Source organism: Amycolatopsis sp. NPDC049159, assembly GCF_040648295.1.
Classification (GTDB): Bacteria; Actinomycetota; Actinomycetes; order Mycobacteriales; family Pseudonocardiaceae; genus Amycolatopsis; species Amycolatopsis pretoriensis_A.
Genome location: NZ_JBEZDL010000005.1, coordinates 219,938 through 236,237, shown reverse-complemented (window position 1 = coordinate 236,237; position 16,300 = coordinate 219,938). Strand labels below are relative to the sequence as shown.

Genomic DNA, 16,300 nt, shown 5'->3' with positions numbered 1-16,300 from the left:
GCGCCGCCGCCGCGGGGCTCTCCCCGTTGCCCACGTACATCGCCCGCCCGCATGACGAGTCGCTGCGCGAAGCCGTCTCTTCGGCACGACGGGGCACCAGCTCGATGGCGGTCCTCGTCGGCGAATCGTCGACGGGGAAGACCCGCGCCTGCTGGGAAGCGGTGAAGTCGCTGCCTGCCCCGTGGCGGCTCTGGCACCCGATCGATCCGGATCGCCCGGAAGCCCTGCTCTCCGTGCTGGACTCCGGCATCCCACCGCACACGGTGCTCTGGCTGAACGAGATCCAGTTCTACCTGCTGCCCAGCACCGGGGAGCGGATCGCGGCCGGCCTCCGCGAGCTGCTGCGGACTCCCACGTCGGGGCCGGTGCTCGTGCTGGGTACGACGTGGCCCGACCACTGGTGGCGGCTCACCAGGCAGCCACCGCCGAACGAGCCGGACGCGCACGCGCAGGCGCGCCAGCTGCTGGACGGGACCGACATCAGCGTCCCCGACCGCTTCGACGAAAAGGCCATGCGTGCCCTCCGCGCTGCTTCGGAAGGTGATCCACGGCTGGCCACCGCGGAAGACGCCCACGGGAAAGTCGTCCAGTTCCTTTCGGGCGCGCCGAAGCTGATGGAGCGCTACCGGAACGCCCCTCGCCCGGCGAAAGCGGTTTTGGACGCGGCCGTTGACCTCAGGAGATTCGACTACCCCACCCCGATCCCCGAAGAGCTGCTGCGCCAGGCAGCGGCGAGCTACTTCCCGCCGGACGACTTCGACACCTTGCCGGACGATTGGTTCGAGCGTGCACTGGAAGTCGTCTGCTCACCGGCCCGTGGGCTGCCCGGACCGCTGACCCGCGTGCGGCGGAGACCGGGGGCTGCCGAAGAAGGCCCGGTGAAGTTCCGTGTCGCCGATTACCTGGAGCAGCAGGTCGGCGAAGAGCGGAAGAATTCGTTCCCACCCGAAGCGGTCTTCCGCGCGATTCACGCCCTGACCGACGAGCCGGAACGCCTTCACGTCGTCGCGAGCCGATTGGGCAACCTGTGGCGCGACCGCATGGCAGCCTTTCTGCACCACCGCGCGCTGACTCTGGGCCATTGGCAGTCCGCCCGCCCGCTCGCCGAGTTGCTGGAATTGGCCGGAGACCTGCCCGGTGCCACTTCGGTGCTCGAAGCAGCACCGCATCGGGACGACTTGGCGGTCGATCAGCTCATGAGACTGCTGGTCCAGCAGGAGCGATTCGATCGAGTGGAGGAGCTGGCCGAGGAAGAATTCAAGGCCGGCGCCGCGCGAGCGCTTCTGGCCGCATTGGAGGGCGTGGAATCACCCGAGGCGATGCGGGAATACGAGGCCATCACGACCCGGGTGCTGTTCCCATCCGGTGCGTCCGAAGAACAAATCCAGGCGAACGCACAAGTCTTCCACAACGGGATCGAGGACGGCAATGCGCGCCGGCGGGAGTACCTGCGACTGCTGAGCGAACTGGCGGAAAGCGACGATCCCGCGCTCGACGCACAGCGAGCCGCGGTCAGGGACCTCGATTCCCGGGTGCTGGCTTGCGAGCAGGCGGACGATCCGGAGTCGGCGCACGAGATCCTGATCGAGGCGCTCGGCGTCGAGGCGATCGACATCGACCGGGTCGTCGGGTTCTACGAACGCCGTGGGCTCTCCGCGGAGGCGAAAGCCGTCCACCGGTTCGGCGTCGACGACCGCGGTCTTCCGGCGCGGAGCTTCGATTTGGGCCTCCTGCACGCCGGGTGGTGACCGCCGCTCAGCCGCCGGCGATGCGGCTCAGGGCTCCGAAGAACACGTCCGTGATCTTCGTCGGGTCCGGGGCCACGAACGCCTGGCCGCCCGTTGCCGCCGTGATCTGGTCCAGCTCCGGTTTGTCCGCGTCCGGGCCGACGCCCACGCCGATCAGCGGGATCGGGCGGCGGGGGTCCTGGAGTTCGGCCAGCTCGGCCAGCAGGTCCGGGCGGCTGATGCTGTGCGGGTCCTCGTTGCGGCCGTCCGTCATCACGATCACCAGGTTGAGGCGGCCGGGCTCCCACTCGCGGCGGGCGGTGCGGTAGGTGTCCAGAACGCTGTCGTACAAGCCGGTTCCGCCGTCCGCGGTTGCTTTCAGCTGGGCGAGCTTGTCCAGTGCGCCGCCGGCCAGGTGCTGGGCCACCGGGGCCATCGGCAGGATCTCGCGGTAGTCCTTGTCGCCGTCGAGCTTGGTCGAGAACGCCAGCATGCGCAGCTGCGTCGCCGGTTTGAAGAGGTGCAACGCCTTCTGCGTCGCCTCCACCGTCAGCTGCATCCGGTTCAGCGACGTGCCGGGCACCTGCGCGTTCATCGAACCCGAGACGTCGAGCAGCACCTGCACGCGCGCGCTCAGGTTGACGCCCGCCCATTGGTTGAGGAGTTCGTCGACGGTGGTGGCCGGCGGCAGGTTCGTGGCCTTGAAGCCCGTCGGCGCCACGCGGGGGTCGTCGGTGTGGTCGCGCAGCGCCTGGCCGCCCGCCGCGCGCAGGCCCGTCTTCGCGATCGCGTCGGCGCCGGGGCCGCCGAGCAGTGCCTCCCGCAGCGCGTCGATGATCGGGCGCTGCTTCGGGGTGATGCCGCCCAGTTCCGCGAACGGGTAGTCCAAAGTGGGCACCGCGGTCGAGTAGACGGCGACGAGCGGCGACGACGTGTCCTCGATGTTGTGGCGCAGCAAGGAGTTCTCCGACGCGGGGAACGCCGTCACCGCGGCCGTGCCGCTGCCGTCGCTCGAGCCCGGCAGCCGCGCGATCAGGTCCGTCTCGGCGCCGAGCGCGTTGACCGAGAACCGCCGCAGCAGCGCGACGTACGCGGCCGAGGGCTCGGGCGCGGCCTTCACGCTGTCACGCAGGCCGAGCAGCGCCAGCGCGCCGACCGCGTCATGGGCCGGGTCGGGCATGCCGGGGACGACCCCGGGCCCGGCCAGGACCTCCGCCCACGTCGGCGTGCGGTCGGGCCAGCCGAGGCCCTTGGCGACGTCCGCGGCGACGCCGAGCACCACCGGCGAACTGGCCACCGACGCCCCGCTTTCGGGCACGTCGGCGGCGCCGAGCTGGTGCGCGCGGCGCAGGGCGAGCGTGGAGTCGGGCACCCACACCTGCGGGCGCGGGCTGCCGTCGGACATGGCGAGCCGCTCGGCGGCCTGCGTCGCCTCCCTGGTCTGGACCTCGACGCTGCCGCACGCGAGGTCCAGACCCCGCGCGACGAGCGACAACGCGGGCGCGATGTCCGAGGACGCCGTCACGAGCACGTTCGCGGGCTGGTCACACCCGGGCTTCCGGCCGACGACCGACACGGTCACCCAGGCCGCGCCACCGAGGACGAGCACGAGCCCGATCGCGAGGGCGGGCACGAGCAGCCGGCGCCGCCCATCCGGCGAGTGACGTCCCATCGGCGCGGCCTCTCTGCGCGAGGCGAGTGGGGACCAAGGTTATCCCGCGGCAAAGCGGCATCTCGTGGTCCAGACGGCGTAACAGGCCCCTAGGGACAAGCTCATCCATGGGAGGGACCCGGTCCGGCCGATAGCGGGATGTCCGGGCCCGCGTCAGGCGAAACACTTGACCCCATGAAGCCGACACGTGCCGAACAGCGCCGGGCTCGGCGGGCGCTTCTCCGCCAGGGTGTCACCGCCACGCTGGCGCTGCTGCTGGCCAAAGCCCGCTGAACGCCGTGAAGGCCACCTCGATGATCCGAGGTGGCCTTCACGAAGCGAAAAAACTCAGACCGGGATGACCGTCGGGACGATCATCGGGCGGCGGCGGTAGGTGTCCGCCACCCAGCGGCCGACCACGCGGCGGACCGCCTGGGCGATGCGGTGGGTGTCGGTGATCCCCTCCGCCTCCGTGCGGGCCAGCTCCATCTCCACCAGCGGGACGACCGCGTCGAGGGCCTTCGGGTCGTCCGAGAAGCCGCGGCCCGCGACCGTCGGGGGGCTGACCGGCCGGCCCGTGTTCGAGTCCACCGCCACGTTGATCGCGATGAAGCCGCCCTCGCCGAGGACCAAGCGGTCCGACAGGGTCGACTCGCCCACGTCGCCGACCGAGAGGCCGTCGACGTAGACGTGGCCGACCTCGACGCGGCCGGTGCGGGTGGCCTTGCCGTCGACCAGGTCGACGACCACGCCGTCCTCGGCGATGACCACGTTCTCCGCGGCCACGCCGGTGCGGATGGCCAGCTCGCCGTTCGCGCGCAGGTGCTTCCATTCGCCGTGGACCGGCATCACGTTGCTCGGGCGCACCGCGTTGTACAGGTACAGCAGCTCGCCCGCCGACGCGTGGCCGGACACGTGGACCTTCGCGTTGCCCTGGTGGACGACGTTCGCGCCGAGCCGGGTCAGGCCGTTGACCACGCCGAACACCGCTGTCTCGTTGCCCGGGATCATCGAGCTGGCCAGCACGACCGTGTCGCCCGCGCGGATCGAGATCTGGCGGTGCTCGCCGCGCGCCATCCTCGACAGCGCCGAGAGGGGCTCGCCCTGCGAGCCCGTCGAGACGAACAGGACCTTGCTCTCGGGCAGGTTGCTCGCCTGGTCGAGGTCGACCAGCAGGCCGTCCGGCACGTTGAGCAAGCCCAGCTCGGCGGCGATGCCCATGTTGCGGACCATCGAGCGGCCGACGAACGCGATCCGGCGGCCGTGCCGGTGCGCCGCGTCCAGCACCTGCTGGACGCGGTGGACGTGGCTGGCGAAGCAGGCCACGATCACGCGCTGGTCGACGCGGCGGATGACGTCGTCGAGGACCGGGCCGATGTCGCGCTCGGGCATGACGAACCCGGGGACCTCGGCGTTGGTCGAGTCCACGCAGAACAGGTCGACGCCCTCGTCGCCGAGCCGCGAGAAGCCGGCCAGGTCGGTGAGGCGCCCGTCCAGCGGGAGCTGGTCGAGCTTGATGTCGCCGGTGTGCAGGACCACGCCGGCCGGGGTGCGGATGGCCACGGCCAGCGCGTCCGGGATCGAGTGGTTCACCGCGAAGAACTCGAGGTTGAACACGCCGACGTCGCGGCGCTCGCCCTCGCGGACCTCGATCAGCTTCGGCCGCTGCCGGTGCTCCTTGGCCTTGGCCGCGAGCAGCGCGTTGGTGAACCGAGAGCCGTAGATCGGCAGGTCCGGCCGCAGGCGCAAGAGGAACGGGACGGCACCGATGTGGTCCTCGTGCCCGTGGGTGAGCACCAGGCCTTCGATGTCGTCGAGGCGGTCCTCGATCGCGCGGAAGTCGGGCAGGATCAAGTCGACGCCGGGCTGGTCGTCCTCGGGGAAGAGCACCCCGCAGTCGACGATGAGGAGCCGGCCGCCGAATTCGAAGACGGTCATGTTGCGCCCGACCTCGCCGATGCCGCCCAGCGCGACTACGCGCAGGGCTCCCTCGGGGAGTGCGGGCGGGGCGTTGGTGGGGCCTGGACCGGGGGGAAGTGAGCTCACCGAGGCAGGGTCCCAACGCTGGTGTGCGAGGTCGGCGCCACGTAGGCGGCCCTCGAGTCTGCTTGTGCCACCCGCTCACCATGCCAGTCCTGGGCCGCCGTGTCGCCCAGCGGCACGCCGCCCTGGGCCAGATCGGCGGCGATCGCGACCACCTGCTCCTCGGTCGCCGGGGCGATCGGGAGGCGCGGGTGGCCGATGTCGAAGCCGCGCAGCCGCAGCGCCGCCTTGCTGAACGCGACCCCGCCGACCCGCGACATCGCGCGCAGCACCGGCAGCATCGCGCGGTGGTTCGTGCGCGCGGTGGACGTGTCGCCGTTCTCGTAGGCGTCGATCATCGCGCGGATCCGGCCCGCGACGACGTGACCGATCACACTCACCACGCCGGTGCCGCCGACGGAGATCCACGGCAGGTTCAGGCCGTCGTCACCCGAGTAGTACGCGAGGTGGGTGTTCGCGATGACCTCGGAGCCGGCGATGAGGTCGCCCTTGGCGTCCTTGACCGCGACGATCCGCGGGTGCTCGGCCAGCCGCAGCAGCGTGTCGACCTCGATCGGGACGACCGAGCGCGGCGGGATGTCGTAGAGCATCACCGGCAGCCCGCTGCTGTCGGCGACCGTGGTGAAGTGCGCGTACAGCCCGGCCTGGCTCGGCCGCGAGTAGTACGGGGTGACCACGAGCAGGCCGTGCGCGCCCGCCGCCTCGGCCTGCTTCGCCTGCTCGATGCTGTGCGCGGTGTTGTTGGTGCCCGCGCCGGCCACGATCGTCGCGCGGTCGCCGACGGCCTCGACCACGGCGCGGATCAGCTGCTGCTTCTCGTCGTCGGTCGTGGTCGGGCTCTCGCCGGTGGTGCCGTTGACGACCAGGCCGTCGTTACCCAGCTCCACGAGGTGCTCGGCGAGCTCCTGCGCCCGCTTCAGGTCCAGTGACCCGTCGGCGTCGAAGGGGGTGGCCATCGCGGTGAGCACGCGCCCGAACGGCCGTCCGGGCGCTGCGGTAGGTGGGTTGGACATGCCCAGACGGTACCCCGTCCCCCCGACAAAACCGCGCCGACCTGGTCACCTCCGGCGAAGTGCGGAGGATTTCCGGGACCCGGCCGCTCGTCGCGGAACTTCTACTTGACCTTGGTCACGATCGGCGCGGTGATCGGCCCGCCGTCGGACCGGGCGAGCACGCAGTAGAACTCGCGGGTGGGCTCCTCGCCGCTCTTCGACGGCGCGCTTTCCCACGCCGCCTGGGTCGGCACGAGCGCGCGGAAGGTGAGGTCCTGCCGCTTGGGCTCGGGCACGATCGACGAGCGGAACGCGGTCGCGCACGCCGCCTCGGCGCTCGCCGTCACCGCGGCCTGGCCGGGGTAGGCGGCCACCTTGGCGTCGTCGGAGTTCCAGTTCTCGACCGACAGCAGGCCGCCGATCTCGTAGACCTCCAGCGTGTGGCTCTTGTCGCAGTCGGTCTTGTTGTCGTCGTCGCTGATGATCGAGCCGTCCTGCACCGGGGTGTTGAAGCACCGGTAGTAGCCGCCGATGGCGGTGCGGAGCTGCCCGTTGAGGCCGAAGGTCATGGTCGGCTGCTTCTGCTGGTCGACCGCCGGGGTCTGGTAGGCCTTGCCCGCGAAGAACCCGCCGACCAGGGCACCGACGACGAGCACCGCGGCCAGCGAGAGCCACAGCGCGCGGAGGTTCTTCTTCGGCGGCGGCTGCGGGGCCGTCCGCGTCGCCGGGCCGGCCAGCATCGCGGTGCCGTTCGGCGGGGTCGGGCGCACGCCCTGCGCCGTGGTCAGCAGGTTCTGCGCCTGGGCGGCGGACAGCCGCGCGTCGGGGTTCGCGACGAGCAGGCCGAGGATCGCCGCGGCGATCGGGCCGTGGCCGCGGGTCAGGTACGGGATTTCGGTCATGATCGCGTGCAGCGTCGCCGCCGTGGTGGCGCGCTCGAACGGGATCGTGCCTTCGACGGCGAAGAACAGCGTCGCGCCGAGGGACCACAGGTCGGACGCGGGCAGCGCTTCGCGGCCTTCGACGCGCTCGGGCGCCATGAACGCGGGCGAGCCGACGATCATGCCGCTGGTGGTCAGGCGCGGGTCGTCGACGGCGTGCGCGATGCCGAAGTCGGTGAGCTTCACGCGGCCGTCCGGCGCGACCAGAATGTTGGCCGGCTTGACGTCGCGGTGCACGATCCCGGCGGTGTGCGCGGCCTGCAGCGCGGCCAGCACCCGCTCCCCCATCAGCGCGGCCTGCGCGCCGGGCATCGGGCCGCGCTGGCGCACGAGGTCGGCCAGCGACGGCGCTTCGACGAGCTCCATGACGATGAACGTGGTGCCGCCGTCGGTGACGACGTCGTAAACGGTGACGACCGCGGGGTCGTTGAGCCGGCCGCCGGTGCGCACCTCCCGCAGCGCGCGCTCGGAGAAGACGGCGGCGGACTCGGCGTCGGGCAGGCGCAGTTCCTTGACGGCGACCTGCCGCCCGATGACCTGGTCCTGCGCCCGCCACACGACGCCCATGCCGCCGCGGCCGAGTTCGCCGAGCAGCAGGTAGCGGCCGGCGACGACCCGCTGACCAGGCGTGACGGGCGCCTGGGGTGGGTACGGACGGGTCTGTTCGTCGGTCACGGTGCTCCTTTTGGCGGCGGTCGCGCAGATGCTAGTCGGACCGTCGCCGGGCGCCGCGGGTTCCGCGGAATTCGTGACTCAGCGGTGAGTCTCGCCGCGGTACGGGAGCCACCGGTAGCCGGGCGCGAAGACGCTGAACTCGGCGCGGCCGCCGGTCGCCGTCCAGATGTCTTCGGAAACCACCAGGCCGGGGAAGGCGGTCAGGTCCTCGGTCACCAGGTCGGTGTAGACGCGGAACCCGCCGGTGCCGACCCCGGCGAGGGCGTAGCGGTAGACCGGTGGAGCGGTCCGGAGCTGCCAGTACAGCCGCCGGCCCGCCGCGGTCATCGTCGCCGCGTCTTCGGCCGGGGCGACCCCGGACGGGCCTTCGGGCGCCACTCCGCACCACCAGCCGGCGCCGTCGGAGAAGACAGAGGTGGGCCAGCCGTCGAAATGGCGGGCAAGGTCACGAGCGTGGTTCTCCCGCGCGCCGCATTCGGCGTTGAGGGCGTAGACCCGGGTCACCGGCTCAGCTTACGAAGGTCAGGTAAATGAGGACCAGGTTCAGCGCGATGATGATCGCCGCGATCACCCAGGCGGCCACCGTCGTCAGCCGGTGGTTGGCGTTTTCGCCCATCAGCGTGCGGTCGGCCGTCAGGCGGATCAGCGGCACCAGGGCGAACGGGATCCCGAACGACAGCACCACTTGGGACACGACCAGCGCGGCGCTCGGGTCGGTGCCCAGCGCCAGCACCACGATCGCCGGGGTGAGGGTGACGAGCCGGCGCAGGACCAGCGGGATCCGCTTGTGCAGCAGGCCCTGCATGATCATCGCGCCCGCGTACGCGCCGACCGACGTCGAGGCCAGGCCGGAGGCCAGCAGGCCGATCGCGAACAGCAGCGCGACGCCCGGGCCGAGCGCTCCGGCGACCGCGGTGTGCGCGCCTTCGATGCTGTCGACGCCGGCTTGGCCCTGGAGGTTCGTCGCGGCCAGCAGGAGCATGCCGAGGTTCACCGCGCCGGCCAGGAGCATCGCCAGGCCGACGTCGGCGCGGGTCGCGCGCAGCAGGCGGCGGCGGGTGGTGACGTCCGGCAGGCCGTGGCGGTCGCGGACCAGACCGGAGTGCAGGTAGACGGCGTGCGGCATGACCGTCGCGCCGAGCATCGCGGCGGCGATGAGGACGCTGCCGGCGCCGTCGAACTTCGGGACCAGGCCGCCGAGGGTGTCCGCGGCCGACGGCGGCTCGACGAACAGGCTCGCCAGGAAGCCGACGGCGATGACCAGCAGCAGACCGGTGACGACGCGCTCGAACGTCCGCTGGCCGCCGCGGTCCTGGACCGCCAGCAGCGTCAGCGAAACCGCGCCGGTGATCAGGCCGCCGACGACGAGCGGCAGGTCGAACAGCAGGGTGAGGGCGATCGCGCCGCCGACGACCTCGGCCAGGTCGGTGGCGATGGCGACGACCTCGGCCTGCGCCCAGTAGGCCAGCCGCGCGGGCCCGGACAGCCGGGCGCGCAGGGCCTCCGGCAGCGACATCCCGCTGACCAGGCCCAGCTTCGCCGACAGGTACTGCACCAGCACGGCCATCAGGTTCGCCGCGACGATCACCCAGACCAGCAGGTAGCCGTAGCGGGCACCGGCGCTGATGTTGGAGGCGACGTTCCCGGGGTCGACGTACGCGATCGCGGCGACGAACGCGGGCCCGAGCAGGGCCGAGCCCGTGCGCAGGCGGGTGGCCAGTCTCGGCCGCACGGCCTCGGTCACTGCCACGGCGCCTGCCTCTCAACCGGATGTCGGGGACCCCAAATCGAAGTTTAGGCATGCCGAACTTTCGATTTCAAGGGTGACGGCTCCCACCGTCGTGCCCGGAGTACCCGGTGATCGCCCGTCGAAAAGCGTCAGGCGTGCCCGACCTCGTGCCCGGATTCGCGCAGCGCCGTCACCGCGTGCTCGAGATCGGTGGCGCGGACGAGGATGTGGTCGGTGTCGAACGTCGACATCGAGAACAGCGCGACCCCGGCCGCGGCCAGCTCCGAAGCCAGCGCGGCGATGATGCCGGTCAGCGTGAACTCCAGCGGGCCGCGGACGGACAGGAGCCGCCAGCCGTCCTCCGCCGCCGTGCTGCCGGCCGGCTCGCGGCCGGCCGGGCAGATCACCGACAGCTCCTGGGGGGTGCGGGTCACCGAGACGAAGGCTTCGCCGGGCTCGAAGAGCTCGGCGGGCACCGGGGCGTCCGCGGGCAGCCGGACGACGGCGTAGTCACCGGGCCGGACGTCGATCGCGAGTCGTTTCATCAGCCTTCGAACACCTTCGGGCTAGTGGCGATCTCGGTGCCGTCCGGCAGCGTCGAGATCGTGAAGTCCGCGAAGACGTTCGCGGCCGCTTTCTGCAGCTGGCGCAGGCATTCGACGGCGAGCTCACGGATCTCGACGTCGGCGTGCTCGGTCGCGCGCATAGCGACGAAGTGGCGCCAGGCGCGGTAGTTGCCGGTGACGACGATGCGCGTCTCGGTCGCGTTGGGCAGCACCGCCCGCGCGGCCTGGCGGGCCTGCTTGCGGCGCAGCGTCGCGCTCGGGACGTCGGCGAACTTCTCCTCCAGGCCGGCGAGGAGCTCGGTGTAGGCGTCGACGCTCGCCTGCGTCGCGGCGAGGAACTTCTCGTGCAGCACCGGGTCGTTCGCGATCACGTCCGGCTCGACGACGGCGGCGGTGCGCTCCGGGACGTAGCGCTGCGAGAGCTGGGAGTAGGAGAAGTGGCGGTGGCGGATCAGCTCGTGCGTCAGGGACCGCGAGATGCCGGTGATGTAGAAGGTCACCGAGCCGTGCTCCAGCACCGAAAGGTGGCCGACGTCCATGATGTGCTCGAGGTAGCCGGCGTTGGTCGCGGTGGCGGGGTTCGGCTTCTGCCACGACTGGTAGCAGGCCCGGCCGGCGAACTCGGCCAGCGCCTCGCCGCCGTCGGCGTCGGTCGACCACGGGACGTCCTCGGGCGGGAAGAACTCCGTTTTCGCGATCAGCTGCACCCTGGGTGACACGGTTTCGGTCACGTCAGCACTCCTTGTCCACGACTCCCCCGGCAGCCTATCCGCGGGCCGTGCGGGAGTCCCGGGCGACGCGTGACACCATCGGCTTCCTTGACTGACACCACGGCTGACGTCATAGTGGTGTCATGGACTTGACGCCGTACATCGCCAACCTTCGCGAGGACCTCGCGAACACGGCTGCCGCCGGGGACGAGCAGACCCGGCGAGCGGCCGCGTTGCTGTCCTCCGCGCTCGAACCAGCCGTCCGCCTGACGTTGATGAACGCCCTCGCCGACCTCGCCGCCGAGGTCACGGCCGCCTTGCCGGGCCAGGTCGTGGACGTGCGGCTGGACGGGCGCGACGTCCGCGTGGTCGTCACCGGCGCCGCCGAGGAGCCGGCACCACGCGCGACACCACGTGACACCACACCGCCACCACCGATCGACGGCGGCGACATCACCCGCATCACCCTGCGCCTGGTCGAGCAGATCAAGGGGCAGGCCGAGCGCGCGGCGGCGGCGCAGGGTGTCTCGCTGAACACGTTCGTTTCCCAGGCGGTGCAGGGCGCGCTCGGGGGCGGCGGGCACAAGCAGCACCACGGCAAGGACGACCGATCCGGGTCGCGTCTGCACGGCTGGGTCGAAGGCTGAGGGGACGGAAATGAGCGAGGAACAGACGACGCCGGCCGACGAGCTGGTGCGGGTCGACGACTTCGAGGCCGAAGGCCCGCTGGAGCTCGACGTCAGCGTGACGATCGGGCGCGTCGAGGTCGTCCTCGACGGCGACTCGGGCGCGCGGGTGGAGCTGCGGCACGACCAGGGCGAGCAGCAGCCGTGGGTGGCGGGGGTGAACAACCTGCTGTCGTGGGTCGGCGAGCGCTTCGGCGACCAGCTGGGCGTGGACCCGGCGAGCTCCCCCGCCGAGGCGGTGCGGCAGAGCCGGATCGAGAAGCTGGGCAATCGCCTGGTCGTCCAGGCCCCGAAGGCGTGGCAGCTGCGGAACGTCGCGCTGTCGGTGAAGGTGCACGCCCCGGCGGGCTCGCACGTGGAGGTGCGCGCGGGCGCGGCGGACGTGACGGTGACGGGTTCGGCCGGCCGCGTCGACCTGCTGACGGGCTCGGGCGAGGTCAAGCTCGACCGCGCGGACGGCTCGGCCACGATCCGCACCGGCAGCGGCGGCATCACCCTCGGCCCGACCCTGGCCGGCCTCCAGCTCCGCAGCGGCAGCGGCCACGTCGAGGCGTCGTCGGTGGCGGGCTCGGCCACGCTGGCGACCGGAACGGGCAACGTCTGGCTGGGCGCGGTTTCGGGCGAGGTGATGGCCCGTACGGGAAGCGGCGACCTGTCGGTGGCCGATGCGGCTTCGGGCTCACTGGACTTGATCACGGGCTCGGGCGAGGTGCGGATCGGGATCCGCGGCGGCACGGCGGCGGAGATCGATCTGACGTCGAGTGGCGGGCGGGTTTCCAGCGAGCTGGAAGTGCTGGAGGCGGCGCCGGAGGGTGACGTGAAGTTGAGGGTCCGGGCGCGGACGGGTTCCGGCAACGCCGTGGTGACGCGCGCGGCCGGCTGAGCAAGGGGGAGACGGGCCGTTCCCGGCGGGGGTGCCGGGAACGGCCCGTCTGCGCGCGCGGGGAGATGGGTCGCCGTGGGTGTCGCTGCGGCGATGGGGCTGAGGCGATGCGGTGGGGTGCCGATGTGGCCGGGGCGATGCGGCGGTGGCGATGCGGTTGGGGCAGCTCTCCGGCGGGAGCGGTCGTTGGACGGGACGCGACGGCGCGGTATCCGGAGCGGCCGCGGGCCGTCGTCGCGGCGACGGGCATGTCGTCGGTGCGGCGGTCACGGCAGGCGACGGCCGCCATATGCGGTGGCCAGGGGGCCGCAGCTGCAGGCAACGCCATCGGTTGCCGCGGCCGCCGCCACGACCGTGGGAGCGGCGGGCAGCATGTCACCGCACCGAGCGCGGCGGGTCGGGGCCGAGTCGGTGGGTACAGCCGGCGGTCCCGGAAACAGCGGTTGCGGCGTTCGGCGGCGAAGTCGCGGGCGCGGCGACTGTTCCCCGGGGCTGCGATGTCGACGCGACGGTCGCGGTTGGCGGCTACGCGGGCCTGACCGTGGCATCGGCGGCACGCACCCCACTGAGTCCACTGTGGACCGGCGCCGAACCCTATCCCTGGCCCGTGAACAGGTCGATCAGGCTGTGCGGGGTCCGCTCGCCGAAGCAGGTCTCGAAATCACGCTCCGCCTCCGCTGCTTCCGTTGCGCTGCGGGGGAACAACTCCCGCTCGTATTCGGCCAAGGCGGCCTCCGGGTCGTCCGGGTGGGCGGCGATGGCTCGGCCCAGTTCCGCGCCGTCCTGCATCGCCAGGTTGGCGCCTTCGCCGTTCGGGACCGATAGGTGGGCCGCGTCGCCCAGGAGCGTCACGCCCGGGGTGCGGGGCCAGTTGTGGCCGGGCGGCAGGGCGTTGATCGGGCGCAGCACCGGTGCCGTCTCGCCGTCGGTGATCAGGGCCGTCAGTTCCGGGGCCCAGTCCGTGAACTCGGCCGCGATCTGGGCCCTGGCCGCGTCCGGGTCGGTGAAGTCGGTGAACCAGTCCTGCGGTTTCGCCAGCACCACGTACGTGTGGAGCGTGCCGCCCGTTTCGCGGTGCGCCTGGATGCCCTTGCCCGGCTCCGGCACGAACAGCGCTCCTCCCCCGGCCGCCTTCGCGGTTGCCGGGTGGCGGGTGTCGCTGTCGAACAGGTACGTCTCCACGAACGACGTGCCGACGTACTCCGGGACCGCGTCCGACACCAGGGGGCGGATGCGGGACCACGCGCCGTCCGCGCCGACCAGCAGGCCGGTGGTCGCCGTCGTGCCGTCGGCGAACGTCAGCTCGTGGCGGCCGTCGCCCAGGGACCGGGCCGCGGTGACCTTGTGGTCCCAGTGGACCGTTCCCTCGGGCAGTGAGTCGAGCAGGAGGCCGCGCAGCTCGCCGCGCTGGACCTCGGGGCGGGCGCCGGTGCCGTCGTCCGGCTCGTCGAGCAGGACCTTGCCCGTCCGGTCCAGGATCCGCGTAGCTTCGCAGCCCTCCAGGATCAGGGCGCGGAAGCCGTCGGTCAGGCCCGCTGCCTCGAGCGCCGGCTGGCCGTTGTGCTCGTGGATGTCGAGCATGCCGCCCTGCGTGCGCGCGGACGGCGAGCTCTCCGCTTCGTGGACCGTGACCGGGATGCCGTGGACGTGCAGCACGCGGGCGAGCGTGAGCCCGCCGAGGCCGGCGCCGACGATCGTGACGGGGATGGACATCGCGACTCCTCCTTCTGGAACGTGGTTCCAATATTGGAACGGCGTTCCAGACATGTCAAGATGAGGCATGGCACAACGGCGCACAGAAGCCCTCTCGCGGGCGCGCATCATCGAGACGGCGGTCGAACTGCTCGACGCCGACGGCGAGCGCGGGTTGACGTTCCGCGCGCTGACCGAGCGCCTCGCCACCGGCCCCGGGGCGATCTACTGGCACGTGGCGAACAAGGGCGAACTGCTCGACGCAGCGACCGGCGCCGTGGTCTCGGCGGCGTTGAGGGCCGGGCGCGCCGAGCCCGCGGGGTCACCGCAGGACGAGGTCCGCGCCGTCGCGCTCGGCCTGTTCGACGCGATCGAGGGCCACCCGTGGCTCGCCCCGCAGCTCTCGGCGCAGCTTTCGCGCGGGCCGTCGGGTTCGGTGACGCCGAAGATCTTCGAGAGCTTCGGACGGCACGTCCGCGACCTGGGCGTGCCGAAGGGCAGCTGGTTCACGGCGACTTCGGCGCTGGTGCACTACGTCCTCGGCGCCGCCGGCCAGAACGCCGCGAACGCGCGCGTCGTGCACCCCGGCGCCGGCCGCGGCGAGTTCCTCGACGCCGTCTCGACCGCGTGGGAGGCGCTCGACGCCGAGGAGTACCCCTTCGCGCGCGCGGTCGCCGACGAGATGCGCGACCACGACGACCGCGAACAGTTCCTGGCGGGCGTCGACCTCATCCTGACCGGGATCGGCACGGTCCATGCGGTGGAATAGCCGTCAGCGCACCAGTTTCGCCAGGGGCCGGGCCAGCTCGCCGCGGGTGCCCACCGCGACGCCGGACAGGCCGAGCCACTCCGCCATGTGCCGCAGCTCCGCGGCCAGCTCCGGGAGCACGCGCGCCACGTCGGCGCCCTCCTCTGCGAAGGCGCCCTGCACCCGCAGGACACCCGCCGCGCGGTCGGCCTTCAGGTCCACCCGCCCGACCAGTTCGCCGTCCAGCAGGAACGGGAACACGTAGTAGCCGTACACGCGCTTCGGCTCCGGGACGTAGATCTCGATCCGGTAGTGGAACCCGAAGAGCCGCTCGGTGCGCGCGCGTTCCCAGATCAGCGGGTCGAACGGGCACAGCAGCGCCCGGCCGGTCACCGACCGCGGCGTGCGGGCCTCGGCGTGCCGGTACGCCACCACCTTCCAGCCGCGCACCGAAACCGGCTCCAGGACACCGGATTCGACCAGCTCCGCCACCGCCTGGCGCGCCGGGGCCGGGCCGAGGCGGTAGTAGTCGCGCAGGTCCGTCTCCGTCGCGACGCCCAGTGCGCGCGCCGAACGCTCGATCAGGCCGCGCGCGCCCTCCTCCGCCGAAACCGTCCGGGCCAGGACGTCCGGCGGGACCACCCGTTCGGTCAGGTCGTACAGCCGCTCGAACGACCGGCGCGTGCCCGTGGTCAGCTGGCCGATGCCGAACAGGTACTCGCAGACGCGCTTGACCTCGGACCGCTCCCACCACGAGCCCGGCCCCCGCCGCTGCGCGTCCGCCTCGACCTCGCGCTCGATGCCGCCCGCGCCGATCGGGCCGAGTTCCTTGACCACCGAAAGGATCTCTTCGACCAGCCCCGGCGACTTCTCGATCAGCGGGCCGTAGTGCTTCCACCAGCCGTCGCGCTTCGCGCCCGAGCGGATCAGCGGCCAGTCTTCGATCGGCAGCAGGCTCGCCTCGTGCGCCCACGTCTCCACCAGCAGGCGCGGCTGACGCGCCGAGTGCGCCCACGCCGCCGCGTCCAGCAGCGCGGGCTCGTACGCGCCCAGGCGGGAGAACACCGGCATGTAGTGCGCCCGCACCGCGACGTTCACCGAGTCGAGCTGCAGCAGCTGGACGCGCGAAAGCACGCGTTTCAGGTGCCGCCGGGACGGCTCGCCGGAGGGACGCGGGTCGGTGAAGCCCTGTGCGGCCAGGAAGGTCTTCCGGGCCGTCGAGACGCTGATCGTTTGCATGGTGAGCTCATGGTGCCA

At 72.0% G+C, this 16,300-nt stretch carries 14 protein-coding genes; 4 read left to right on the top strand and 10 right to left on the bottom strand.

The features are described from left to right. The first annotated feature begins 26 nt into the window (after positions 1-26). Positions 27-1,748, top strand: coding sequence for a hypothetical protein (locus AB0B33_RS12050; protein ID WP_360770027.1), 1,722 nt, complete (start codon positions 27-29; stop codon positions 1,746-1,748). Between the two features lie 7 nt (positions 1,749-1,755). Here AB0B33_RS12050 and AB0B33_RS12045 read toward each other — a convergent pair whose 3' ends face one another. From AB0B33_RS12045 to thyX, 8 genes are all read right to left on the bottom strand, one after another. Further along, entirely contained in the window at positions 1,756-3,399 is a 1,644-nt protein-coding gene (locus tag AB0B33_RS12045) for a substrate-binding domain-containing protein (protein WP_360770024.1), read from the bottom strand. A gap of 327 nt (positions 3,400-3,726) precedes the next feature. Continuing rightward, positions 3,727-5,424 carry a ribonuclease J gene (locus AB0B33_RS12040; RefSeq protein ID WP_281506255.1) on the bottom strand — a complete coding sequence of 566 codons (1,698 nt, stop codon included), beginning with the start codon at positions 5,422-5,424 and terminating at the stop codon, positions 3,727-3,729. Further along, positions 5,421-6,434 carry a 4-hydroxy-tetrahydrodipicolinate synthase gene (dapA, locus tag AB0B33_RS12035; RefSeq protein ID WP_360770021.1) on the bottom strand — a complete coding sequence of 338 codons (1,014 nt, stop codon included), beginning with the start codon at positions 6,432-6,434 and terminating at the stop codon, positions 5,421-5,423. The genes AB0B33_RS12040 and dapA overlap by 4 nt, the downstream gene beginning before the upstream one ends. Before the next feature lie 101 nt (positions 6,435-6,535). Then, positions 6,536-8,029: a serine/threonine-protein kinase gene (locus AB0B33_RS12030; RefSeq protein WP_360770018.1), complete on the bottom strand. Its 1,494-nt coding sequence runs from the start codon at positions 8,027-8,029 to the stop codon at positions 6,536-6,538. A 78-nt stretch (positions 8,030-8,107) separates the two neighbouring features. Beyond that, the gene (locus tag AB0B33_RS12025; RefSeq protein WP_360770015.1) at positions 8,108-8,533 is read right to left on the bottom strand and encodes a hypothetical protein; all 426 of its coding nucleotides are present in this window, start codon (positions 8,531-8,533) and stop codon (positions 8,108-8,110) included. A 4-nt stretch (positions 8,534-8,537) separates the two neighbouring features. Further along, positions 8,538-9,779, bottom strand: a complete 1,242-nt coding sequence (locus AB0B33_RS12020; RefSeq protein WP_360770013.1) for an Nramp family divalent metal transporter — start codon at positions 9,777-9,779, stop codon at positions 8,538-8,540. Between the two features lie 128 nt (positions 9,780-9,907). Then, positions 9,908-10,303, bottom strand: a complete 396-nt coding sequence (locus AB0B33_RS12015) for an ACT domain-containing protein (RefSeq protein WP_247021127.1) — start codon at positions 10,301-10,303, stop codon at positions 9,908-9,910. After that, entirely contained in the window at positions 10,303-11,055 is a 753-nt protein-coding gene (gene thyX / locus AB0B33_RS12010) for an FAD-dependent thymidylate synthase (protein ID WP_247021126.1), read from the bottom strand. The genes AB0B33_RS12015 and thyX overlap by 1 nt, the downstream gene beginning before the upstream one ends. A 122-nt stretch (positions 11,056-11,177) precedes the next feature. Here thyX and AB0B33_RS12005 point away from each other — a divergent pair, with 122 nt between their 5' ends. Together AB0B33_RS12005 and AB0B33_RS12000 are read left to right on the top strand one after the other, a co-directional pair. Further along, on the top strand, positions 11,178-11,681 hold the full coding sequence (locus AB0B33_RS12005; protein ID WP_247021124.1) for a toxin-antitoxin system HicB family antitoxin: 504 nt from the start codon (positions 11,178-11,180) through the stop codon (positions 11,679-11,681). A 10-nt stretch (positions 11,682-11,691) separates the two neighbouring features. Beyond that, entirely contained in the window at positions 11,692-12,603 is a 912-nt protein-coding gene (locus AB0B33_RS12000) for a DUF4097 family beta strand repeat-containing protein (RefSeq protein WP_360770008.1), read from the top strand. A gap of 594 nt (positions 12,604-13,197) precedes the next feature. Here the strand turns inward: AB0B33_RS12000 and AB0B33_RS11995 are convergent. Continuing rightward, positions 13,198-14,316, bottom strand: a complete 1,119-nt coding sequence (locus tag AB0B33_RS11995) for an NAD(P)/FAD-dependent oxidoreductase (protein WP_360770005.1) — start codon at positions 14,314-14,316, stop codon at positions 13,198-13,200. A gap of 67 nt (positions 14,317-14,383) precedes the next feature. Between AB0B33_RS11995 and AB0B33_RS11990 the strand changes: the two genes are divergently transcribed. Next, positions 14,384-15,064 carry a TetR/AcrR family transcriptional regulator gene (locus AB0B33_RS11990; RefSeq protein WP_247021118.1) on the top strand — a complete coding sequence of 227 codons (681 nt, stop codon included), beginning with the start codon at positions 14,384-14,386 and terminating at the stop codon, positions 15,062-15,064. A gap of 3 nt (positions 15,065-15,067) precedes the next feature. Here the strand turns inward: AB0B33_RS11990 and AB0B33_RS11985 are convergent, their stop codons facing one another. Continuing rightward, positions 15,068-16,282: a crosslink repair DNA glycosylase YcaQ family protein gene (locus AB0B33_RS11985; protein WP_360770001.1), complete on the bottom strand. Its 1,215-nt coding sequence runs from the start codon at positions 16,280-16,282 to the stop codon at positions 15,068-15,070. Between the last annotated feature and the right edge of the window lie 18 nt (positions 16,283-16,300).